The sequence below is a fragment of the Pseudomonas migulae genome (assembly GCF_043225285.1).
GTDB classification, from domain to species: Bacteria; Pseudomonadota; Gammaproteobacteria; order Pseudomonadales; family Pseudomonadaceae; genus Aquipseudomonas; species Aquipseudomonas migulae_C.
Genome location: NZ_CP171224.1, coordinates 4,520,561 through 4,541,995 on the forward strand (window position 1 = coordinate 4,520,561; position 21,435 = coordinate 4,541,995).

The 21,435-nt window shown below is 59.9% G+C and carries 19 protein-coding genes; 7 read left to right on the forward strand and 12 right to left on the reverse strand.

The window, feature by feature from the left end; all coding sequences use genetic code 11:
* Positions 1-19: 19 nt before the first annotated feature.
* The 8 genes from ACF6ZU_RS20735 to gcl form a co-directional block, all read right to left on the reverse strand.
* The gene (locus ACF6ZU_RS20735) at positions 20-1,015 is read right to left on the reverse strand and encodes a sulfate ABC transporter substrate-binding protein (protein ID WP_392886537.1); all 996 of its coding nucleotides are present in this window, start codon (positions 1,013-1,015) and stop codon (positions 20-22) included.
* A 92-nt stretch (positions 1,016-1,107) separates the two neighbouring features.
* The gene (locus ACF6ZU_RS20740; RefSeq protein ID WP_392886539.1) at positions 1,108-1,932 is read right to left on the reverse strand and encodes an ion transporter; all 825 of its coding nucleotides are present in this window, start codon (positions 1,930-1,932) and stop codon (positions 1,108-1,110) included.
* 21 nt (positions 1,933-1,953) lie between these two features.
* Positions 1,954-2,868 (reverse strand): urea transporter, encoded by a 915-nt coding sequence (locus ACF6ZU_RS20745; protein ID WP_392886540.1) that lies wholly within the window; start codon positions 2,866-2,868, stop codon positions 1,954-1,956.
* 163 nt (positions 2,869-3,031) lie between these two features.
* Positions 3,032-4,447, reverse strand: coding sequence for a pyruvate kinase (pyk, locus tag ACF6ZU_RS20750; protein WP_392886542.1), 1,416 nt, complete (start codon positions 4,445-4,447; stop codon positions 3,032-3,034).
* The gene (locus ACF6ZU_RS20755; RefSeq protein ID WP_392886544.1) at positions 4,437-5,717 is read right to left on the reverse strand and encodes a glycerate kinase; all 1,281 of its coding nucleotides are present in this window, start codon (positions 5,715-5,717) and stop codon (positions 4,437-4,439) included. The genes pyk and ACF6ZU_RS20755 overlap by 11 nt, the downstream gene beginning before the upstream one ends.
* Positions 5,718-5,858: 141 nt before the next feature.
* Positions 5,859-6,749 (reverse strand): 2-hydroxy-3-oxopropionate reductase, encoded by an 891-nt coding sequence (locus ACF6ZU_RS20760; RefSeq protein ID WP_392886546.1) that lies wholly within the window; start codon positions 6,747-6,749, stop codon positions 5,859-5,861.
* 124 nt (positions 6,750-6,873) lie between these two features.
* Complete coding sequence (gene hyi / locus ACF6ZU_RS20765) at positions 6,874-7,656, reverse strand: hydroxypyruvate isomerase (protein ID WP_392886547.1); 783 nt, start codon at positions 7,654-7,656, stop codon at positions 6,874-6,876.
* A 130-nt stretch (positions 7,657-7,786) separates the two neighbouring features.
* A complete protein-coding gene (gcl, locus tag ACF6ZU_RS20770; protein ID WP_084320601.1) occupies positions 7,787-9,562 on the reverse strand; it encodes a glyoxylate carboligase in 1,776 nt (591 codons plus the stop codon).
* Between the two features lie 267 nt (positions 9,563-9,829).
* Here gcl and ACF6ZU_RS20775 point away from each other — a divergent pair, with 267 nt between their 5' ends.
* Entirely contained in the window at positions 9,830-10,270 is a 441-nt protein-coding gene (locus ACF6ZU_RS20775) for a heme-binding protein (protein ID WP_392886550.1), read from the forward strand.
* Positions 10,271-10,478: 208 nt separating this feature from the next.
* On the forward strand, positions 10,479-10,937 hold the full coding sequence (locus ACF6ZU_RS20780) for a transposase (RefSeq protein WP_392886552.1): 459 nt from the start codon (positions 10,479-10,481) through the stop codon (positions 10,935-10,937).
* A gap of 90 nt (positions 10,938-11,027) precedes the next feature.
* On the opposite strand, the gene ACF6ZU_RS20785 is transcribed toward ACF6ZU_RS20780, so the two are convergent.
* Positions 11,028-11,633: a TetR/AcrR family transcriptional regulator gene (locus tag ACF6ZU_RS20785; RefSeq protein WP_339556648.1), complete on the reverse strand. Its 606-nt coding sequence runs from the start codon at positions 11,631-11,633 to the stop codon at positions 11,028-11,030.
* A 134-nt stretch (positions 11,634-11,767) separates the two neighbouring features.
* Here ACF6ZU_RS20785 and ACF6ZU_RS20790 point away from each other — a divergent pair, with 134 nt between their 5' ends.
* Complete coding sequence (locus ACF6ZU_RS20790) at positions 11,768-12,682, forward strand: DUF808 domain-containing protein (RefSeq protein WP_392886555.1); 915 nt, start codon at positions 11,768-11,770, stop codon at positions 12,680-12,682.
* A 187-nt stretch (positions 12,683-12,869) separates the two neighbouring features.
* Here the strand turns inward: ACF6ZU_RS20790 and ACF6ZU_RS20795 are convergent, their stop codons facing one another.
* Both ACF6ZU_RS20795 and ACF6ZU_RS20800 read right to left on the reverse strand, forming a co-directional pair.
* On the reverse strand, positions 12,870-13,658 hold the full coding sequence (locus ACF6ZU_RS20795; RefSeq protein WP_392886557.1) for a VacJ family lipoprotein: 789 nt from the start codon (positions 13,656-13,658) through the stop codon (positions 12,870-12,872).
* The gene (locus tag ACF6ZU_RS20800; protein ID WP_392886560.1) at positions 13,651-14,949 is read right to left on the reverse strand and encodes a serine/threonine protein kinase; all 1,299 of its coding nucleotides are present in this window, start codon (positions 14,947-14,949) and stop codon (positions 13,651-13,653) included. Before ACF6ZU_RS20800 ends, ACF6ZU_RS20795 begins: the two co-directional genes overlap by 8 nt.
* 225 nt (positions 14,950-15,174) lie before the next feature.
* Between ACF6ZU_RS20800 and ACF6ZU_RS20805 the strand changes: the two genes are divergently transcribed.
* On the forward strand, positions 15,175-15,543 hold the full coding sequence (locus tag ACF6ZU_RS20805; protein ID WP_392886562.1) for a hypothetical protein: 369 nt from the start codon (positions 15,175-15,177) through the stop codon (positions 15,541-15,543).
* A gap of 109 nt (positions 15,544-15,652) precedes the next feature.
* On the opposite strand, the gene ACF6ZU_RS20810 is transcribed toward ACF6ZU_RS20805, so the two are convergent.
* Positions 15,653-17,248, reverse strand: a complete 1,596-nt coding sequence (locus ACF6ZU_RS20810; RefSeq protein WP_392886563.1) for a beta (1-6) glucans synthase — start codon at positions 17,246-17,248, stop codon at positions 15,653-15,655.
* A 301-nt stretch (positions 17,249-17,549) separates the two neighbouring features.
* Between ACF6ZU_RS20810 and ACF6ZU_RS20815 the strand changes: the two genes are divergently transcribed.
* The 3 genes from ACF6ZU_RS20815 to ACF6ZU_RS20825 all read left to right on the forward strand — a co-directional run bounded on the left by ACF6ZU_RS20815 (position 17,550) and on the right by ACF6ZU_RS20825 (position 20,651).
* Positions 17,550-18,401, forward strand: a complete 852-nt coding sequence (locus ACF6ZU_RS20815) for a glycine betaine ABC transporter substrate-binding protein (RefSeq protein ID WP_392886565.1) — start codon at positions 17,550-17,552, stop codon at positions 18,399-18,401.
* Between the two features lie 283 nt (positions 18,402-18,684).
* Positions 18,685-18,996, forward strand: a complete 312-nt coding sequence (locus ACF6ZU_RS20820) for a DUF485 domain-containing protein (protein ID WP_060539902.1) — start codon at positions 18,685-18,687, stop codon at positions 18,994-18,996.
* Entirely contained in the window at positions 18,993-20,651 is a 1,659-nt protein-coding gene (locus ACF6ZU_RS20825; protein WP_392886567.1) for a cation acetate symporter, read from the forward strand. The genes ACF6ZU_RS20820 and ACF6ZU_RS20825 overlap by 4 nt, the downstream gene beginning before the upstream one ends.
* Positions 20,652-21,435 lie beyond the last annotated feature (784 nt).

Consider the following 21,435-nt stretch of genomic DNA (forward strand, 5'->3'; position numbering starts at 1 on the left):
TTCATTGGTTCATCAGCGTTTACTGAGCGTAAATCTGATCGAAGATCCCGCCATCGTTGAAGTGGGTCTTCTGCACGGTGCGCCAGTCACCAAAGGTCTTCTCTACCGACAGGAAGTCCACTTTCGGGAAACGATCGGTGTACTTGGCCAGCACTGCCGGGTCACGTGGACGCAGGTAGTTGGCGGCAGCAATTTCCTGGCCTTCCGGCGACCACAGGTACTTCAGGTATTCCTCGGCGGCTGCGCGGGTGCCTTTCTTCTCGACCACTTTGTCGACCACGGCTACCGGCGGCTCGGCTTCAGCGGAAACGCTTGGGTAGATCACTTCGAACTGATCGCGGCCAAACTCGCGGGCAATCATTTCCGCTTCGTTTTCGAAGGTCACCAGCACGTCGCCGATCTGGTTGGTCATGAACGTGGTAGTGGCGGCGCGGCCACCGGTATCCAGCACGGGTGCTTGTTTGAACAGCTTGCCGACGAAGGCCTTGGCCTTGTTCTCGTCACCGCCGTTCTTCAGCACATAGCCCCAGGCCGACAGGTAGGTGTAGCGGCCGTTGCCCGAGGTTTTCGGGTTCGGCACGATCACTTGCACGCCGTCCTTGAGCAGATCCGGCCAGTCTTTCAGGGCTTTCGGGTTGCCTTTGCGGACGATGAACACGGTGGCCGAGGTGAACGGCGCGCTGTGGTTCGGCAGCAGGGTGACCCAGTTGTCCGGGACCAGCTTGCCGTTGTCCGCCAGGGCGTTGATGTCAGTGGCCATGTTCATGGTGATGACGTCAGCCGGCAGGCCGTCGATCACGGAGCGCGCCTGTTTGCTCGAACCGCCGAAGGACATCTGCAGGGTGATGTTTTCGTTGTGCTCGGCTTGCCAGTGTTTCTGGAAGGCAGCGTTGTAGTCCTTGTAGAAATCGCGCATCACGTCGTAGGAAACGTTGAGCAGGGTCGGTGCTGCCTGAGCCACGCTGGTCAATGCCAGGCCAGCGGCCAGAAGTGAGGCGCCAAAGAGTTTTTTCACTGCGCATTCCTTGTTCTATTTAAAAGTGAGGCAATTTGCCAGCGACTATAACCGGGCTCGTATAGTCGTTTAAAGATTAAAAAGCACTTTGCTTATTCCAGTTTTTTGAACAGCGCATTGCCACATCGCGAGCAAAATGCAGCGCCGTGTTCGTGGCTGTTTTTCTTGCACACCGGGCAGTCGTGCTGCAACTGTTCGCCGCGCATGGCGTTGGCCAGTTCGGCGGTGAAAATACCCGTGGGCACGGCGATGATCGAGTAACCGGTGATCATCACCAGCGACGAAATCACCTGGCCCAGTGGCGTCTTCGGCACGATGTCGCCGAAGCCGACGGTGGTCAGGGTCACGATAGCCCAATAGATGCCTTTGGGAATGCTGGTGAAACCGTGCTCGGGGCCTTCGATCACGTACATCAGCGTGCCGAACACAGTGACCAGCGTACAGACGCTGACCAGGAACACGACGATTTTCTGCTTGCTGCCGCGCAGCGCCGACATCAGATAATTGGCTTGCTTGAGGTACGGACTGAGCTTGAGCACACGGAAAATCCGCAGCATCCGGATGATCCGGATGATCAGCAGGTACTGCGCATCGGCGTAATACAGCGCCAGGATGCCGGGCACGATCGCCAGCAGATCCACCAGCCCGTAGAAGCTGAACGCATAACGCAGCGGCTTGGGCGAACAGTACAGGCGCAGGCCATATTCGATGGCGAAAATGACCGTGAAGCCCCACTCGATGTAGGCCAGCACGTTGGCGTAGTTCTGATGAATCGTGTCGATGCTGTCGAGCATCACGATGACGATGCTGGCGAGGATGATCAACAGCAGGATGCCGTCGAAGCGCCGCCCGGCCTTGGTGTCGCTCTGGAAAACCATGACGTAAAGCTCTTCACGCCAGTTTTTGCTGCTGTCCATGGAAAACGCCTGAATCGAGAATCAGCGAAGCCTAGGGTGATTATCCTCCAGAGCGCAAGGCGTAACGGCGGCAGGGGTTTTGCCGAGCGTTTGAACCACCGTGCGAATCAGCCAGCCGGCGAGGATGAACGGCGCAGTGAGCGTTGGCAGACCGATGGCGGCAAACACCGGCGTCAGCAACAGCGCCAATGCAATGCCGATGAGCGGCAGCCACGGTTGCTGGCGCTTCGAACTGAAGGCGAGGGCGGCAAGTACGGCGTTATAGCCGCCGAGGCCGATCAAGGCGGTGTAGAAATCCTGATGCAGCAGGCTCCAGCCCATGCCCGCGACAGACGCCAGCATTGCCCAGAAAAAGGCGCGGCGATCAGCGATCAGCAATCCCGCGGCAATCATCGCACCGGCCAGCGGGTGACCGAGGAACATCACCTGGCCGAGGCCTTTCAGCGGAGCGAGGAACATGTTCAGCGCATTGATTTCAATCAAGTGCGCTTCGGTCGAAGGGGTGGTGAAGCACAACAGCAACCAGCCCATCCCCACGAAAGGCGCCGTATAGGCGGGCAGGTATTGGCTGAGCCGGACACGTTTGAGCCACTGTTGGGTGAGCATCGCACTCAGTCCGCCGGCAGCGATGATCAACGGTGGCAGCAGCGCAGACCAGGGGAAATACAGGCTCAGCAGCAAGCCGAGGAGGACACCGTTGTAGCTGAACAGCCCGGCCTGTCGATCGGCCTTGGCGTAGTTGCGCCGTTGTGCGGTGAGCAGACCGGCGACACCGCCGAGCAGGGCGCCGCCGAGCAGGGCCGGTGCGGTAAACAGAATGGCGAGCAGGCACAGCAGACCGAACAGCGGATGACGCTGGAGGAAAATCTGGCTGAAGCCGTTGAACAGGGCAGTCGCCCAGTCGGGGCAGTGGGTGTTGAAGTGGTTGGCAGGCATGGCAGTTCTAAAAGTCAGTGAAACCGGTTTGGTCGAGCGCGACCCCGGCTGATCGCCAGCAGGCTGGCTCCCACACTGAATCTGCGTTCAGTCGCTGTATTTGTGGTCAACACAAATCAACTGTAGGAGCGAGCCTGCTCGCGATGAGGCCGGTACGGGCGCCCTAGATCAACGTCTCGATACGCAAGGAGTTAGTCGACCCAGGCTGCCCAAACGGCACACCCGCAGTGATCAATAACGTATCGCCGCGCTGCGCCATGCCCTGCGCCTGCGCAATCTCCAGCGCCGTCGAACACACCTCGTCCACCTGACGCAGCCGATCATTGACCACCGAGTGCACGCCCCAGGCCACGGTCAGGCGGCGGGCCGTCTGCAGGTTCGGCGTCAGGTTCAGGATCGGCACGGTCGGACGCTCCCGCGCCGCCCGCAGGCTCGACGTTCCCGACTCGCTGTAATTCACCAGCACCGCCACCGGCAGCACGTTACTGATGCGACGAATCGCACAGCTGATCGCATCGGAAACGGTCGCTTCCGCTTTCGGTCGGCTGACGTCGAGTTGCGTCTGATAGTCCGGACCGTTTTCCACCTGGCGAATGATCTTGCTCATCATCTGCACGGCTTCCAGCGGGTACTCGCCGGACGCGGTTTCCGCCGACAGCATCACCGCGTCGGCACCTTCGGCCACCGCGTTGGCGACATCGGTGACTTCGGCACGGGTCGGGGCCGGGGAGAAGCGCATCGACTCCAGCATCTGCGTCGCCACCACCACCGGTTTCCCCAGTTCGCGGCAAATGCCGATGATGTTCTTCTGGATCTGCGGCACGCTTTCGGCCGGCACTTCGACGCCGAGGTCGCCACGAGCCACCATGATCGCGTCGCTCAACTCGGCGATTTCCCGCAGTTGAGTCACGGCTGACGGTTTCTCGATCTTGGCCATCAGAAACGCTTTGTCGCCGATCAGTTCACGGGCTTCGCGAATGTCTTCCGGGCGCTGCACGAACGACAGCGCGACCCAGTCCACACCCAGCTCCAGACCGAAACTCAAGTCACGGCGATCCTTGGCCGTCAACGGGCTCAGTTCCAGCACCGCTTGCGGGACGTTCACGCCTTTGCGGTCCGACAGTTCGCCACCATTGAGCACGGTGGTGTCGATGGCGTCAGCGTATTTGGTGATGACCCGCAGGCGCAGCTTGCCGTCGTCCAGCAACAGGTCCATGCCGGGCTCCAGTGCGGCGATGATTTCCGGATGCGGCAGGTTGACCCGGCGCTGGTCGCCCGGTGTCGGGTCGAGGTCCAGGCGCAGGGCTTGGCCGCGCAGCAGTTGCACCTTGCCTTCGGCAAACTTGCCGACCCGCAGTTTCGGGCCTTGCAGGTCCATCAGAATGCCCAGCGGATAATTCAGCTGGCGCTCGACTTCACGAATCCACTGATAGCGCTGGGCGTGGTCGGCGTGATCGCCGTGGCTGAAGTTCAAACGGAAGATGTTGACCCCGGCCTGCACCAGCTCGCGGATGTCATCGATGCCGTCGGTGGCCGGGCCGAGGGTGGCGAGGATTTTGACCTTTTTATCAGGCGTCATGTTTAGGGCTCTCGAGAATCAGAATGGCGCGGAAGTCGTTGACGTTGGTGCGGGTCGGCTCGGTGACGATCAGTGCATCGAGCGCGGCGAAATAGCCGTAGCCATTGTTGTTGTCGAGCTCATCGCTGGCGCTCAGGCCAAGGGCGGCGGCGCGGGCGTAACTGTCCGGGGTCATGATCGCGCCGGCATTGTCTTCGGAGCCGTCGATGCCATCGGTATCACCGGCCAGCGCGTAGACGCCGGGCAGGCCTTTGAGACTCTCGGTCAGGCTCAGGAGAAACTCGGCATTGCGTCCGCCGCGACCATTGCCGCGCACGGTGACCGTGGTTTCACCGCCCGAGAGAATCACGCACGGCAGGGGCAATGGCTGGCCATGCAGGACCACTTGCCGCGCAATGCCGGCGTGAACCTTGGCCACTTCGCGGGATTCGCCTTCGAGGTCGCCGAGGATCAACGGACTGAAGCCGGCTTGCCGCGCTTTCACCGCCGCCGCTTCGAGCGACTGCTGTGGGCGGGCGATCAACTGGAAATGACTGCGCGCCAGGCACGGATCGCCGGGTTTGACCGTCTCCGATTCCGGGCTCTGCAGCCAGGTGCGCACGGACGCCGGGATCTCGATGCCGTAGCGCTTGAGGATCGCCAGCGCTTCGGCGGAGGTGCTCGGGTCGGCCACGGTGGGGCCCGAGGCGATGACCGTGGCGAGGTCGCCCGGCACATCGGAAATCGCGTAGGTGTAAACAGTGGCGGGCCAGCAGGCCTTGCCGAGACGGCCGCCCTTGATCGCCGAGAGGTGCTTGCGCACGCAGTTCATCTCGCCGATGGTCGCGCCGGATTTGAGCAGGGCTTTGTTGATCGATTGCTTGTCGGCGAGGCTGATGCCTTGGGCCGGCAGGGCGAGCAACGCTGATCCACCGCCGGAAAGCAGGAAGATCACGCGGTCGTCTTCCGTCAGGTTGCTGACCAGTTCGAAGACGCGCTTGGCGACGGCCTGGCCGGCGGCGTCCGGCACCGGATGCGCGGCTTCGACCACTTCGATTTTTTCGCACGGGGCGCCGTGACCGTAACGCGTCACCACCAGGCCTGAGACTTCACCCTGCCAGCAGCGCTCGACCACCTGGGCCATGGCGGCAGCGGCTTTGCCCGCACCGATGACGATCACCCGACCGCTGCGGTCGGCAGGCAAATGGGCTTCGAGGACTTGCTGCGGATGGGCGGCGTCGATGGCTGTGGCGAACAGGTCGCGCAGGAATTGTTGCGGATCGACCGACATGGCGGGCTCCCGGAATTCTTGTTATTGGAGGGCGACTCGGTCCTGTAGGAGCCAGCTTGCTGGCGATGCAGACGACACGGTCCGCCATGCACACCGAGGTGATGCCATCGCCGGCAAGCCGGCTCCTACAGGGATAGCGTGTTACTTGTCGCGAATCGAGAAATTCGCCATGTGTTCCAGGCCCTTGATCAGCGCCGAGTGGTCCCAGTTGCTGCCACCGATGGCCGCGCAGGTGCTGAACACTTGCTGGGCGTTGGCGGTGTTCGGCAGGTTGATGTTCAGTTCCTTGGCGCCTTGCAGAGCGAGGTTCAGGTCCTTCTGGTGCAGGCTGATGCGGAAGCCCGGATCGAAGGTGCCCTTGATCATGCGCTCGCCGTGCACTTCGAGGATCTTCGAGGAAGCGAAACCGCCCATCAGCGCTTCACGCACCTTGGCCGGATCGGCACCGTTTTTCGAAGCGAACAACAGGGCTTCGGCCACGGCCTGAATGTTCAGGGCCACGATGATCTGGTTCGCCACTTTCGCGGTCTGCCCGTCGCCGTTACCGCCGACCAGGGTGATGTTCTTGCCCATGGCCTGGAACAGCGGCAAGGCGCGTTCGAACGCATCGGCATCGCCACCGACCATGATGCTCAGGGTTGCAGCCTTGGCGCCGACTTCACCGCCGGACACCGGCGCGTCGAGGTACTGCGCGCCTTTTTCGTTGATCTTGGCCGCGAAGGCTTTGGTGGCGGTGGGCGAAATCGAGCTCATGTCGATGACGACTTTGCCTTTGCCGACACCGGCCGCGATACCGTCGGCGCGGAACAGCACGTCATCGACCTGCGGGGTATCCGGCACCATGACGATGATGAATTCGGCTTCCTGCGCGACTTCTTTCGGGTTGGCCAGGGCGACGGCGCCAGCGGCGACCAGATCGGCAGGTGCAGCGTCGTGGTGTGCCGACAGGAACAGGCTGTGACCGGCTTTCTGCAGGTTCAACGCCATTGGGTGGCCCATGATGCCGGTGCCGATAAATCCGATTTTAGCCATGAGAAATTCCTCTTTTTATTTGGTTTCTGTAGGAGCCGGCTTGCCGGCGATCCAGGCGACAAGGTGTGTCTGATGCACCGCGGTGATGCCATCGCCGGCAAGCCGGCTCCTACAGGAAATTGTGTTAGATCGCGTTATGGGTTTTGAGCCAGCCCAGGCCTGCTTCGGTGGTGGTCAGCGGCTTGTATTCACAGCCAACCCAACCCTGATAACCGATGCGGTCCAGGTGTTCGAACAGGAAGCGGTAGTTGATTTCACCGGTGCCCGGTTCGTTGCGCCCCGGGTTGTCCGCCAATTGCACGTGATTGATTTCACTCAGGTGCGATTGCAGGGTGCGGGCCAGGTCGCCTTCCATGATTTGCATGTGATAGATGTCGTATTGCAGGAACAGGTTGGCACTGCCGACCTGCTCGCGAATCGACAGGGCTTGCGCCGTGTTGTTCAGGTAGAAGCCCGGGATGTCGCGGGTGTTGATCGCTTCCATCACCAGTTTGATACCCGCCGCCTGCAGCTTGTCGGCTGCGTATTTGAGGTTGGCGACGAAGGTTTTTTCCACGGTGGCATCGTCGACGCCTTGTGGACGAATACCGGCCAGGCAGTTGACCTGGGTGTTGCCCAGCACTTGCGCGTAGGCGATCGCCAGATCGACACCGGCGCGGAACTCTTCGACCCGGTCCGGCAGGCACGCGATACCGCGTTCGCCCTTGCCCCAGTCACCGGCCGGCAGGTTGAACAGCACTTGGGTCAGGCCGTTGGCGTCGAGCTTGGCCTTGATCTCGGCGGAGCTGAAGTCGTAAGGGAACAGGTATTCGACACCACTGAAGCCGGCCTTGGCGGCCGCTTCGAAACGGGCGAGGAAATCCTGTTCGGTGAACAGCATGGACAGGTTGGCTGCGAAACGCGGCATGGTGGTCTCCCGTAAATGTATGTAGCCCCCTGTAGGAGTGAGCCTGCTCGCGATAGCGCAATGTCAGTCAACATGGAAGTTGAATGTGCTGGCCTCATCGCGAGCAGGCTCGCTCCTACATGAAGAGCAATCAGTCGAGCAACGAAATCGCGGTTGGCGCATCGTTACCGACCAGCGCCAGGTCTTCGAATTCGTTGACGGCGTTGATCTCGGTGCCCATGGAAATGTTGGTCACGCGCTCCAGGATAATCTCGACGATCACCGGGACCTTGAACTCTTCGATCAGCTCCTGGGCCTTGCGCAGGGCAGGCTGGATCTGAGCCGGTTCGAACACACGCAGTGCCTTGCAGCCGAGGCCTTCGGCGACTGCAACGTGATCGACGCCGTAACCGTTGAGCTCCGGAGCGTTCAGGTTATCGAAGGACAGCTGCACGCAGTAGTCCATGTCGAAACCGCGCTGGGCCTGACGAATCAGCCCCAGGTATGAGTTGTTTACCACAACATGGATGTACGGCAGCTTGAACTGCGCGCCCACCGCCAATTCTTCGATCATGAACTGGAAATCATAGTCGCCCGACAGTGCCACGACCTTGCGGGTCGGATCGGCCTTGACCACGCCCAGCGCCGCCGGAATGGTCCAGCCCAACGGGCCGGCCTGGCCGCAGTTGATCCAGTGACGCGGCTTGTAGACGTGCAGGAACTGCGCGCCGGCAATCTGCGACAGACCGATGGTGCTGACGTAGCAGGTGTCTTTGCCGAACACCTGGTTCATCTCTTCATACACGCGCTGCGGCTTGACCGGCACGTTGTCGAAGTGAGTCTTGCGCTGCAGGCTGGCTTTACGCTGCTGGCAGTCTTGCAGCCAGGCACTGCGGTTTTTCAGTTTGCCGGCGGCTTGCCATTCGCGAGCGACTTCGATGAACACGGTCAGCGCGGCAGCGGCGTCGGACACGATGCCCAGATCCGGGGTGAACACGCGGCCGATCTGTGTGCCTTCGATGTCGACGTGAATGAACTTGCGGCCTTCGGTGTAGACGTCGACCGAACCGGTATGACGGTTCGCCCAGCGGTTACCGATGCCCAGCACCACGTCGGATTTCAGCATCGTCGCGTTGCCGTAGCGGTGCGAGGTTTGCAGACCGACCATGCCGACCATCAGCGGGTGATCGTCGGGAATGGTGCCCCAGCCCATGAGGGTCGGGATTACCGGAATACCGGTCAACTCGGCGAACTCGACCAGCAGGTCGCTAGCGTCGGCATTGATGATGCCGCCACCGGCCACCAGCAATGGACGTTCGGCCTGATCAAGCAACGCCAGGGCCTTTTCCACCTGAACGCGGGTCGCGCTCGGCTTGGCCAGTGGCAGTGGCTGGTAGGCATCGATGTCGAATTCGATCTCGGCCATCTGCACGTCGAACGGCAGGTCGATCAGCACTGGGCCTGGACGGCCGGAGCGCATTTCAAAGAAGGCTTTCTGGAACGCATAAGGCACCTGGCCCGGTTCCAGAACGGTGGTCGCCCACTTGGTCACTGGCTTGACGATGCTGGTGATGTCGACTGCCTGGAAATCTTCCTTGTGCATCCGGGCGCGGGGTGCCTGGCCGGTGATGCAGAGGATCGGGATCGAGTCGGCCGAGGCGCTGTAGAGCCCGGTGACCATGTCAGTACCGGCCGGGCCGGAAGTGCCGATGCACACGCCGATGTTGCCGGCCTTGGTGCGGGTGTAGCCCTCGGCCATGTGCGAGGCGCCTTCAACGTGGCGAGCGAGGACGTGATCGATGCCACCGACCTTCTGCAAGGCGTTGTACAGCGGGTTGATCGCGGCGCCCGGGATGCCAAAAGCGGTATCAACCCCTTCACGGCGCATCACCAGAACGGCGGCTTCGATTGCTCTCATTTTGCTCATGGTTTTGTGCCTCTTACGTTTTGTAATTGTATACAAGTGGCTTTGCGCTGAGTGTATTCACGGTGGACGGCGCAGGTCAATCCATTTTCTCAAGCGACTGTTTCATTCGTCGGAAGCCCATTCTGCTGTGGCTTTTCGTCGCATGTGACGCTTTTCGATAATTATTGTATACAAAAAAATAACTCATTGTGTTCTATTTGTTGCATCGGACTGCGGCACTTGCGCACAGTCCCTCCGCTTTCCCTATAACAAAATGAGGACGGCACCATGAGCGCTTTAACCTTGAAAGTGGCAGTCAACCTGACCAGCCAGGCCATCTCCGCCGCGCGTGCAATCAACGCGGCCCCTTTGACCATCGCCGTGCTGGATGCCGGCGGACACCTGGTTTCCCTGCAACGCGAAGACGGCGCCAGCCTGTTGCGACCGCAGATCGCCATCGGCAAAGCCTGGGGCGCCATCGCACTGGGCAAGGGCTCACGCCTGTTGGCCCTGGACGCCCAGCAACGCCCGGCGTTCATTGCCGCACTTAACAGCCTGGGGCAGGGCAGCGTGGTGCCGGCACCGGGTGGTGTGTTGATCCGGGATCAGGACGGAAATGTACTGGGAGCGGTGGGCATCAGCGGGGATTTGTCGGATGTTGATGAGCAGTGCGCTATCAATGCGATTGAGGCGTTGGGATTGAGGGCGGATGCGGGGGTTACTGCTTGATCTTTGACGCCTGAGCAAATGCCATCGCGAGCAGGCTCGCTCCTACAGAATCGTGGTCTGACACAAAATGTCTGAACACCTGAATCCGCTGTAGGAGTGAGCCTGCTCGCGATAGCTATCTACCAGACACATCCAGCCAAAAGTCTGTCCCACCCACTTCAATCCACAGAGCTAGCCTTCTCGTGACCTAATCACGGGAGGCTAAGGAATGCCGAATTTACCTGCCGCAAATCGATTGCGAATCGGTCGCTATGCCGAAGCCAGTCGAATTTATCTATTAACCACCAACACAATAAACAGAGTCCCGGTTTTCAAGGATTTCACCTTGGGCCGGCTGGTGGTCGATCAATTTCGTAATGCGCAGAATCTAGGCTCTGCGAACTCGTTGGCTTGGGTGGTCATGCCAGATCATTTTCATTGGTTAATTGAGTTGCAGAAGGGATCTTTGAGTGAGCTGATGCAAAAAACCAAGTCGATGAGTACCAAAGCCATAAAGCAGTCTACCGGTCGAAGCACCAGCCTTTGGCAGAGAGGATTTCATGATCGAGCACTGCGGCGGGAAGAGGATTTGGTGAAGATGGCTCGATATGTGGTAGCCAACCCGTTGCGGGCTGGGCTGGTTGAAAATCTTGGCGACTATCCGTTGTGGGATGCTGTTTGGGTTTGAACTGAAATCGAGTTGCCTTCATCGCGAGCAGGCTCACTCCTACAGGGAAATGCATTCCAAATGTAGGAGCGAGCCTGTTCGCGAAGACCTTTAGTCCGGCTCACACCCCTTCAACACCAACCGGATAATCGTCTGCGCTGCCGCTTCATAATCCTCTTCATCCAGCTTGGCCTTGCCGGTGATGGCGGTGATCTGCCAGTCGAAGTCGGCATAGGTCTGGGTCGCGGCCCAGATGCTGAACATCAGGTGGTTGGGGTCGATAGGGGCGATCTGGCCGCGGTCGATCCAGGTCTGGATGCAGTCGATGTTGTGTTTGGCCTGGCTGTTCAGTTGTTCGACCAGGTCGGCGCTCAGGTGCGGGGCGCCGTGCATGATTTCGCTGGCGAACACTTTCGAGGCAAAGGGCAGGTCGCGGGAGATGCGGATTTTCGAGCGGATGTAGCCGCTCAGCACTTCACTGGGCACACCGTCGGGATTAAACGGCGTCGAGGCCTGCAGAATAGGCTCGATGATACTTTCCAATACCTCGCGGTAGAGGTTTTCCTTGGATTTGAAGTAGTAATAGACGTTGGGCTTGGGCAATCCGGCCTTGGCTGCGATATCACTGGTTTTGGTCGCAGCGAAGCCCTTGTCGGCAAATTCTTCACTGGCGGCACGCAGGATCAGTTGTTTGTTGCGCTCGCGGATAGTGCTCATAAACCAGGGGGTTCCTTGCCTGTTCTGGCGGTTGCGCATGGTAGCACCGGCCTCGCGCGCCGCTCAAGAATGCCCCATGCGGCGCGCGGCCGCGCTATGCTGCGCAGCATTCCATTCAAAAGGACACCTGATTCATGGCAGGAAGCAGTTTGCTGGTGCTGATCGACGACATCGCAGCGGTACTCGACGATGTGGCGCTGATGACCAAAATGGCCGCCAAGAAAACCGCCGGCGTGCTCGGTGACGATCTGGCGCTGAATGCCCAGCAAGTCAGCGGCGTGCGTGCCGAACGGGAAATCCCGGTCGTGTGGGCGGTGGCCAAGGGCTCGTTTCTCAACAAGCTGATCCTGGTGCCGTCGGCGCTGGCGATCAGTGCGTTCATTCCTTGGTTGGTCACGCCGTTGCTGATGGTGGGCGGCGCTTACCTGTGCTTCGAAGGTTTCGAAAAACTCGCGCACAAATTCCTGCACAGCCAGGCTGAAGATCAGGCCGAGCACGCGGAACTGGTCGAGGCGGTGGCCGACCCGGCGGTCGATCTGGTGGCCTTCGAAAAGGACAAGATCAAGGGCGCCATTCGCACCGACTTCATTCTCTCGGCGGAAATCATCGCTATCACCCTCGGCACCGTGGCCGGTGCTTCGCTGAGTCAGCAGGTCATCGTGCTGTCGGGTATCGCCATTGTCATGACCATCGGCGTCTACGGCCTGGTGGCGGGCATCGTCAAGCTCGATGACCTCGGTCTGTGGCTGACCCGGAAGCCTGGCCAGATGGCCAAAAGCATCGGCGGCGGGATCTTGCGTGCGGCGCCGTACATGATGAAAAGCCTGTCGGTGATCGGCACCGCGGCGATGTTCCTGGTGGGCGGCGGGATTCTGACCCACGGCGTGCCGGTGGTTCATCACTGGATCGAAAACGTCAGCGCAGGGGCGGGCGGTGCCGGGTTTATCGTGCCGACGTTGCTGAATGCGGTGGCGGGGATTGTCGCGGGTGCTGTGGTGTTGGCGGTGGTGATGGTTGTAAGCAAAATCTGGAAGGCAGTGAAAGGCTGAAGCCTGGCGCTAACCAACTGTGGGAGCGAGCCTGCTCGCGAAAGCGGCGTACCAGTCAACGTGGATGTTGAATGTTAAGGCCTCTTCGCGAGCAGGCTCGCTCCCACAGGGAAGTTTTGAGTTGGAAGCAACGCGTGAAAAAAGGCCATTCGACTCACATCGAATGGCCTTTTTTGTCGCCGATGAATTACTCGGCGATCTGCAACTTGCGCGATTCGGTGTACACGTAGCGCACCTTCTCGTATTCGAACGGCGAGTTCAGCTGACCATAGCGGAAGCTGGTCTGGTTGCGCTTGTCGATGCTGCGCAGGACCCAGAGTTCCGGATGGTTGGAGCTGACTTCGGCGACGTTCAGGAAGTTGATCGCGTTCTCGGCGGTGAAGTCCACGGCCAGGCCGCCGGTGTCGCGGATGTTGGAAGGGCCGAGGATCGGCAGCACGAAGTAAGCGCCGCCCGGCACGCCGTAGAAGCCGAGTGTCTGGCCGAAGTCTTCGCTCTGGCGCGGCAGGCCCATGGCGGTGGCCGGGTCCCACAGGCCGGCGATGCCGATGGTGGTGTTGAGCAACAGGCGTGCGGTGGTTTCCATCGAGCGCTTGCCTTTGAACTGCAGCAGGCTGTTCATCAGGTTCGGCACGTCGCCGAGGTTGTTGAAGAAGTTGCTGACGCCGGTGCGCAGGAAACTCGGCGTGATGTAGCGATAACCGTCGACCACCGGCAGAAAGACCCATTCGTCGAAGCGGTAGTTGAAGTGATACACCCGGCGGTTCCACTCTTCCAGCGGGTCGTAGACGGCCAGCGCGCTGAGGGTCGAGCGCTCGAACTCGCGCTGGTCCAGGCCCGGGTTGAACTTGAGTTTGCTCAACGGTTCCTTGAAACCATCGTTGTCGATGACAACCGGCGCGTTGGCTTTGCTGTTGTCGGCATTCGCGACGCCTGCACAGAGTAACGCTGCGATAAGCAGGAGGTATTTAGCCACGGAAGAACTCCAGCATGGCGTCGCTGTTGACGCGATAGTTAAGGTTGCCGCAATGGCCGCCCAGTGGATAAAGCGTCAGGCGATCGCCGAAAGTCTTGCGCAGGAAACCGAGGTCGCCCGGGCCGAGGATCACGTCGTCGGCGTTGTGCATGACCGCAATTTTCGGGCTGTCGTGCAGGTAATCCTTCAGGGCATACAGGCTGACCTGGTCGATCAGTTGCAACAGGCTGCCGCCGTCGGTGCGGGCACGCCACATCGGGATCACCTGTTCGGTGATGTAGCAGTCGAAGTCGCACTGCAGGGCACGCTTGAGGTACGGCGTCAGGCTGGTGCCTTCGGTGATGGGGGTTTTCGGCGGAGTGATCAGGCCGCGACGGTTGATCAGGTCCGAGGTGAAGGCGATGTCGGCCGCGGAGAAGCGGAACGACGTGCCGATCAACATGGCCATCTGCTCGTTGGTCAGGTGCTGCTTGGACTGCTGGAAGTCGTAGAGCAGGGCATCGTTGAGGTCGATGTAGCCTTTCTGCTGGAAGTAGCGGGTCAGTTTGTTCAGCACCAGTTCATAGAACGTGGTGCTGTTGTTGATGCCTTTGACCTCGGTCTGGACCAGCTTGTCGAGGTTGGTGATCGAGGTGTAGAGGTTGACCGGCGGGTTGAGCAGCAAGACTTTCTTGAAGTTGAAGCTGCGGCGGGTTTCGTCCAGGTGCGCGACGAAGGCTGCGTCCAGGGCCCCCAGGCTGTAGCCGGTCAGGTAGTAGTCGGTGACGGCCACTTTCGGGTTTTGTGCCCGCACGGCCTGCATCACCCGGTACATGTCTTCGGCGTCGTCCTTGGTGATACCGGGCGTGGCAAAGCGTGAAGCGGCGCTCATGAAGTCGAAGCTGGTGGGCGACGACAACTGCACGACGTGGTAACCGGCCTTGTAGTAGAGCTTTTTCAGGTATTCGTTGAGGCTGCTGTCATAGCGTGCACCGGTGCCGGCGATCAGGAAGATCAGTGGCGCGGCCTTGTCCTGGGTGGCAATGCGATAGGTGAGCTTCTTCACCGGCCAGAAGTTGTCCGGCAGTTCGAACTCTCGCTCCGGGCGCAACGTGACGGTGCGGGTTTCCTGGTCGATGTCATCGTCTAGCGGCAACTCCGGACGCAGGTCCGGCGGCGTCGTCGCAATCGTCGCCTCGAACGGGTTGGTCAAGGGATAGCCGTAGCTGGCGGCGTCGATATCGGCCGCCAGTGCAGACGCACTCAAAATAAGGCCGCCAAACAGAGCGGCGAAGCGCAAGGAACGGAGCATGACTAGATCCCTTAGAGAAAGGTGCCGAATGAAGTTCGCAGGCTATGACCACCGGGGTTGCGCCAAAGTGCCATGGTACGGCACCAATCAGGCCTAATTTCGGAGTAATAGTAGCTGGACGATACACTTTGCAGTGATTGACTGCCCAGTTAACTGTTGTTAACGCTTGCGTAAGGCTGGCGGGGGATTAAGCTGGCCGCCGTTTTCGATTAATTGGAGTGCTTCATGTCCCGCCGCTTGCCCGTGATTTTGCTGCTTGTTCTGTTGCCTTTATGGCTGGCCGCCAGTTATGGCGCGCGTTACGGCTTCATGGAAGATGCGCAGTGGGTCGGCCTTTGCGTGGACGATGCGAGTCGCTGGGAGTGCGTGGTCCGATCAAACCTGGGGCTGATGATTCATTTCCAGGTGTTGGGCTGGGCGGCGCTGGTGTCAGCGGTGATCGGCTTCGTGTTGCCGGGATGGGCAGGGTGGTGGCTGGCGGTGCTGGCGCTGGTGTTCGGGTTTCCGGCGCTGGCGTTGTACAACACGACGATGGCGGTGTTTGCGGTGGTGATTGCGGGGTTGCGTCTGGTCCGGGCGTCTCGTAGCGCCTGACAGATCGTCATCGCGAGCAGGCTCGCTCCCACAGTAGATCTTCAGTGAGCACAAATTATGTGAACGATGGAGATCAAATGTGGGAGCGAGCCTGCTCGCGATGGGGCCCTCAGCCCTGACGAACCCGCAAACTGCGCCACAACGCCGCCACCATCAACACACTCACCAGCGCCCAGCCCCAGGCCTGCTGGTTCTGCAAACCTTCCCGGAACAGCTGCGGCGCGATGCCGGCACCGATGATGAAGGTCAGCAGGGCGATTTCACGACGCGGCACGCTGACCGGGCGGCACAGGTAAACCAGCGCTGGCAGGATGAATGCGACGCTCGGAAAGCTGCGATAGCGCGGATCGAACACCAGCTCCAGCATCATCACCGCCGCGGCAAAACCGGCGACCGCCAGTAACCAGCCCGCGCGCCGCTCGAGAATGTTGAAGGCCCGTTCACGCCAGCCGGTACGGGCGCTCAATGTCAATGCGGCATGCGTCAGCACCAGCAAATTAAGACCCGTCAGCAAGGCGACCCACAACCACTCACTGGTAAACCGCGTGGTGACCCTTGCCAGGTCGCCCCAGGCCCCAATCGAGCAGGCGGCCAGCGCGCCGAGCAGCGGTAGCACCAGTGCCGAGCGGGTGCTGCGGACGCGACCGCCGAGGAACAGCGTGACAAGGAAGATCACGCCACCCACCGCCAGCCATTGCGACCAGTACGGCACGTTCGACACCGGACCTGCCAGCACACCCTTGTCCTGGCGGTCGGCGTCAAACAGTCCCCAGTAACCACCGACGGCCCCTTCGCTGGCGCGTTTCCACGGTTGGTCGAAGGCTTCGATCAGGTTGTAGTGCCAGCCCTCCTGCTCGGCAATGATGACGAATGCGCGAATGAACTTGGCTTCATTGACCCGGCTAGGCAAGGCGGTTTCGCGCTGGCGACCTTCGCTCGGCCAGCCGGTTTCGCCAATCATCACGTCCTTGGGGGCGAATTTGTTGCCGAACACCTGGCGCACTTCGCGAACATGCTGCAATGCGGCGTCGATGTTCGACGGGTCATCTTCCCAGTACGGCAGCAGGTGAATAGTGAGGAAGTCCACCGCCGGGGCGATCTCCGGGTGCTTGAGCCAGAACTCCCAGACGTCGGCATAAGTGACAGGCTGCTTGACCTGGCTTTTGACCTTGTTGATCAGCCTGGCCAGTTGCGCGCCGGTGACTTCCTTGCGCAGCAGGGTTTCGTTGCCGACGATCACCGAGGTCACCACGTCCGGGTTGGCGTTGGCGGAGGCGATCAGCAGGTCGACTTCTTTCTCGGTGTCCACCGGATTGCTGTTGATCCAGGCGCCGATCATCAACTTCAGACCATGCTTGCGCGCCAGGTCGGGCAGGGCCTCGAGGCCGGTCATGGAATAAGTGCGGATACATTCGAAGCGGGTGGCCAGCAGAGCGAGGTCGGCATCCATGCGCTCGGGGCGCAGCTTGAATGGCTGATCGAACGGCGATTGGTCCTTGTCGAACGGCGTGTAGGACGCGCATTGCAACTTGTGTGTCGCGCTGGCGACGTCCGGCAGGACTACAGGTTTACCGAGCCCGTACCAAAAGCCGCCGAGGGCAAAAAGCCCGAGCAGGCAGGCGAACAAATAAGCAAGAAAAGGAAAGCGTGAGGTCGCGGGCATGGTCAGGCCGTATGGGAGCAAAGCCGGGCATGTTACCCGCATTTGTCTTGCGCTTGGTGCCTCGCATAATTTTGACATGCAAAGTTCGGGCGGATTGCCCGAGGCCTTTCAACGCGTCGTAATTAATGGCGTTCTGATGTCGTTTCTCGATGCCTTGAGGTCGCTGGCAGCACAGGTTCAGGTTGGCGTCAGGTTGATTATCAATGCGTCAGTAGCCCCATTGATAAATAGCGCTGATGATCGAACGAGTTTGCGGTGAGGCGTGATGGGGGCGCTGAGCACCATAACAATACGTTGACGCGACTCGGCACCCGTCGAGCGCAGCACTTTCGGGGAAGTAACGATGAAGATGCGACGACTTTTAGGCGCAGGTGCCGCTCTGGTGCTTGCGATTGGCTCCACGATGGCCAGCGCCGAGACCAAAACCCTGAGCATTGGTTACGTTGACGGCTGGTCCGACAGCGTAGCGACCACGCACGTGGCGGCGGAAGTGATCAAGCAAAAGCTGGGTTATGACGTGAAGCTGCAAGCCGTCGCTACCGGGATCATGTGGCAGGGTGTGGCCACAGGCAAACTCGACGCCATGCTGTCCGCGTGGCTGCCGGTGACTCACGGCGAATACTGGACCAAGAACAAGGATCAGGTGGTCGACTACGGTCCGAACTTCAAGGACGCAAAAATCGGCCTGATCGTGCCGGAGTACGTCAAGGCTAAAACCCTCGATGACCTGAAAACCGACGACAGCTTCAAAAAACGTATTGTCGGCATCGACGCCGGTTCGGGTGTGATGCTGAAAACCGAGCAGGCGATCAAGGATTACGACCTGACCGGCTATCAACTCAAGGCCAGTTCCGGCGCCGGCATGATTGCCGAGCTGACCCGTGCCGAGAAGAAAAACGAATCCATTGCCGTCACCGGTTGGGTGCCGCACTGGATGTTCGCCAAGTGGAAACTGCGCTTCCTGGAAGACCCGAAAGGCGTTTATGGCGCGGCTGAAACCGTGAACAGCATCGGTAGCAAAGAACTGGCAACTAAGGCTCCTGAAGTGGCCAAGTTCCTGAAGAACTTCCAGTGGGCGTCGAAAGACGAAATCGGCGAAGTCATGCTGGCCATCCAGGACGGCGCCAAGCCTGAAGCCGCGGCGAAGGATTGGGTTGCCAAGCACCCTGAGCGCGTTGCGGACTGGACCAAATGATGTGAGCTGACGTTTCTGGTCGGCGCTTCTCAAGGCCCCTTGGCGTAATAGCCAAGGGGCTTTTTGCTTTTCTGTAGGAGCGAGCTTGCTCGCGATGGAGGTAAAGGCACCGCGCTCTTTCAGTCAGTACGCGTTTTCGTTTACGTCCATCGCGAGCAAGCTCGCTCCTACAAATGGCGATTCTGTCATGTCGTTCTAATACTAAGGTCGTCTGGAACCTGTCTCGCAGCCGCATAGAGTGGATACCGTTCCAACAATAATCTGTGCTGCGAGGATAAAAACAATGAACGACAGCATTTACCTCTCGATTCAAAACAGCCCGCGCTTCAAGGAGCTGGTTAGCAAGCGAGAAAGGTTCGCCTGGATTCTTTCGGCGATCATGCTTGGGCTTTACTCCGGATTCATCCTTCTGATCGCTTACGGGCCGCATGTACTCGGGGCGAAACTCAGCCCTGAATCATCGATTACCTGGGGCATACCGATCGGTGTCGGGCTGATTGTCTCGGCCTTCATCCTGACCGGGATCTACGTTCGACGCGCCAATGGCGAATTCGACGACCTGAACAATGCGATTCTCAAGGAGGCTCAGCAATGATCCGGCGTCTAATGGCTCTATTGAGCATCGCAGCCTTCGCTCCGGGCGCCTGGGCGGCTGACGCCCTGACCGGCGCCGTACAGAAGCAACCGCTTAACGTTGCCGCGATCCTGATGTTCGTGGCGTTCGTTGGCGCGACGCTGTACATCACTTACTGGGCATCGAAGAAAAACAACTCGGCGGCCGATTACTATGCGGCCGGCGGCAAGATCACCGGTTTCCAGAACGGTTTGGCGATTGCCGGCGACTACATGTCCGCGGCGTCCTTCCTGGGTATTTCCGCGCTGGTGTTCACCTCCGGCTACGACGGCCTGATCTATTCGATCGGCTTCCTGGTGGGCTGGCCGATCATTCTGTTCCTGATCGCCGAGCGCCTGCGTAACCTGGGTAAATACACCTTTGCCGACGTGGCGTCCTACCGCCTCGGGCAAACCCAGATCCGCACGCTGTCCGCTTGCGGTTCGCTGGTGGTGGTGGCGTTCTACCTGATCGCGCAAATGGTCGGTGCCGGCAAGCTGATCCAGCTGCTGTTCGGTCTCGATTATCACGTCGCGGTGATCCTCGTCGGTATCCTGATGTGCATGTACGTGCTGTTCGGCGGCATGCTGGCGACCACCTGGGTGCAGATCATCAAGGCTGTGCTGCTGCTGTCCGGTGCCTCGTTCATGGCGCTGATGGTCATGAAGCACGTTAACTTCGATTTCAACATGCTGTTCTCCGAGGCGATCAAGGTTCACCCGAAAGGTGAGGCGATTATGAGCCCGGGCGGTCTGGTGAAAGACCCGATCTCCGCGTTCTCCCTGGGTCTGGCACTGATGTTCGGTACCGCTGGCCTGCCACACATCCTGATGCGCTTCTTCACCGTGAGTGACGCAAAAGAAGCGCGTAAGAGCGTGCTCTACGCAACTGGTTTCATTGGTTACTTCTATATCCTGACCTTCATCATCGGCTTCGGCGCGATCCTGCTGGTCAGCACCAATCCGGCCTTCAAAGACGCGGCTGGCGCGCTGTTGGGCGGTAACAACATGGCGGCGGTGCACCTGGCCAACGCGGTGGGTGGCAGTATTTTCCTCGGCTTCATCTCGGCGGTTGCGTTCGCGACCATCCTGGCAGTAGTGGCCGGTCTGACCCTGGCCGGTGCTTCGGCGGTGTCTCACGACCTCTATGCCAGCGTGATCAAGAAGGGCAAGGCCAACGAGAAGGACGAGATCCGCGTCTCGAAAATCACCACCATTTGCCTGGCGGTGCTGGCGATCGGTCTGGGCATCCTGTTCGAAAGCCAGAACATCGCGTTCATGGTGGGCCTGGCGTTCTCCATCGCGGCGAGCTGTAACTTCCCGGTGCTGCTGCTTTCCATGTACTGGAAGAAGCTGACTACCCGCGGTGCGATGATTGGTGGCTGGTTGGGGTTGATCAGTGCCGTTGGCCTGATGGTCCTTGGTCCGACCATCTGGGTGCAGATCCTGCATCACGAGAAGGCGATCTTCCCGTATGAATACCCGGCGCTGTTCTCGATGATCATTGCGTTTGTGGGGATCTGGTTCTTCTCGATCACTGACAAGTCGACTGCGGCTGACAATGAGCGGGCGCTGTTCTTCCCGCAGTTTGTACGTTCGCAGACGGGTTTGGGGGCGAGTGGGGCGGTTTCGCACTAAAGCTTCAGGATTGTTGATTTAAGTTGCAGTAAAAACAGAAATGCCCTGGTCGAGAGATCGGGGCATTTTTTATTGGGCGGTTATCGGTCAGCCGGCCTGTCTCTTGTTGGTCGGGTACATATCCATTGCTGCGGTAACGGCCGCTTATGGTTTCGCCCTTACGGCGACTCACTTTTTTTCAAACGCCAAAAAAAGTAAGCAAAAAAGGCTCGCCCCGAGCGTCCGGCCCCTCGCCAGGGCTCGGGGTTCCTTCGCTCCGGCATTCATCCGGGGGCATCGCCCTCCGGTTGGCTTCGCTGGCACCTACATGCGATGAGTTCGACTGCGTCGAACGGCGCTGCGCGCCAATCCCCGGATGAACGCCTCCACTCAGCCTTCCGAAGGGGCGGGTGGATCAAGATCAAAATCAAAAACCCAAGCAAAGCGAACGCAACCCTGTAGGAGCGAGCCCTGCTCGCGAAAAACGTCCAGGCACCGCGTTTATTCAGACAGCCCGCGCCATTGTTGACGTCCATCGCCAGCAAGCTGGCTCCTACAATTTTGACCGTGTGAACCCGATCCCCTGTAGGAGCCGGCTTGCCGGCGATAGCGGTGGGTCAGTCGACACATTTATTGGCTGAACGGACGCCATCGTCGGAACGCCGCCCGCAGCAAGCCGGCTCCTACGGGGAGAACGCATACATATCCGGAATGGGGGAGCGCAGCGTTCAAGAACAACACGGACACCAAAAGAGCCAGGTCGGCTACCAGGCCGCCTCGGCGGCTGTGGCGGTGGTCGCCCCCT

Bases quoted from the DNA above. Each gene is read 5' to 3' on its own strand.
- ACF6ZU_RS20740 (WP_392886539.1), bottom strand. From the start codon at position 1,932: ATGGACAGCAGCAAAAACTGGCGTGAAGAGCTTTACGTCATGGTTTTC.
- ACF6ZU_RS20745 (WP_392886540.1), bottom strand. From the start codon at position 2,868: ATGCCTGCCAACCACTTCAACACCCACTGCCCCGACTGGGCGACTGCC.
- pyk (WP_392886542.1), bottom strand. From the start codon at position 4,447: ATGACGCCTGATAAAAAGGTCAAAATCCTCGCCACCCTCGGCCCGGCC.
- ACF6ZU_RS20755 (WP_392886544.1), bottom strand. From the start codon at position 5,717: ATGTCGGTCGATCCGCAACAATTCCTGCGCGACCTGTTCGCCACAGCC.
- ACF6ZU_RS20760 (WP_392886546.1), bottom strand. From the start codon at position 6,749: ATGGCTAAAATCGGATTTATCGGCACCGGCATCATGGGCCACCCAATG.
- hyi (WP_392886547.1), bottom strand. From the start codon at position 7,656: ATGCCGCGTTTCGCAGCCAACCTGTCCATGCTGTTCACCGAACAGGAT.
- gcl (WP_084320601.1), bottom strand. From the start codon at position 9,562: ATGAGCAAAATGAGAGCAATCGAAGCCGCCGTTCTGGTGATGCGCCGT.
- ACF6ZU_RS20775 (WP_392886550.1), top strand. From the start codon at position 9,830: ATGAGCGCTTTAACCTTGAAAGTGGCAGTCAACCTGACCAGCCAGGCC.
- ACF6ZU_RS20780 (WP_392886552.1), top strand. From the start codon at position 10,479: ATGCCGAATTTACCTGCCGCAAATCGATTGCGAATCGGTCGCTATGCC.
- ACF6ZU_RS20785 (WP_339556648.1), bottom strand. From the start codon at position 11,633: ATGAGCACTATCCGCGAGCGCAACAAACAACTGATCCTGCGTGCCGCC.
- ACF6ZU_RS20790 (WP_392886555.1), top strand. From the start codon at position 11,768: ATGGCAGGAAGCAGTTTGCTGGTGCTGATCGACGACATCGCAGCGGTA.
- ACF6ZU_RS20800 (WP_392886560.1), bottom strand. From the start codon at position 14,949: ATGCTCCGTTCCTTGCGCTTCGCCGCTCTGTTTGGCGGCCTTATTTTG.
- ACF6ZU_RS20805 (WP_392886562.1), top strand. From the start codon at position 15,175: ATGTCCCGCCGCTTGCCCGTGATTTTGCTGCTTGTTCTGTTGCCTTTA.
- ACF6ZU_RS20810 (WP_392886563.1), bottom strand. From the start codon at position 17,248: ATGCGGGTAACATGCCCGGCTTTGCTCCCATACGGCCTGACCATGCCC.
- ACF6ZU_RS20815 (WP_392886565.1), top strand. From the start codon at position 17,550: ATGAAGATGCGACGACTTTTAGGCGCAGGTGCCGCTCTGGTGCTTGCG.
- ACF6ZU_RS20820 (WP_060539902.1), top strand. From the start codon at position 18,685: ATGAACGACAGCATTTACCTCTCGATTCAAAACAGCCCGCGCTTCAAG.
- ACF6ZU_RS20825 (WP_392886567.1), top strand. From the start codon at position 18,993: ATGATCCGGCGTCTAATGGCTCTATTGAGCATCGCAGCCTTCGCTCCG.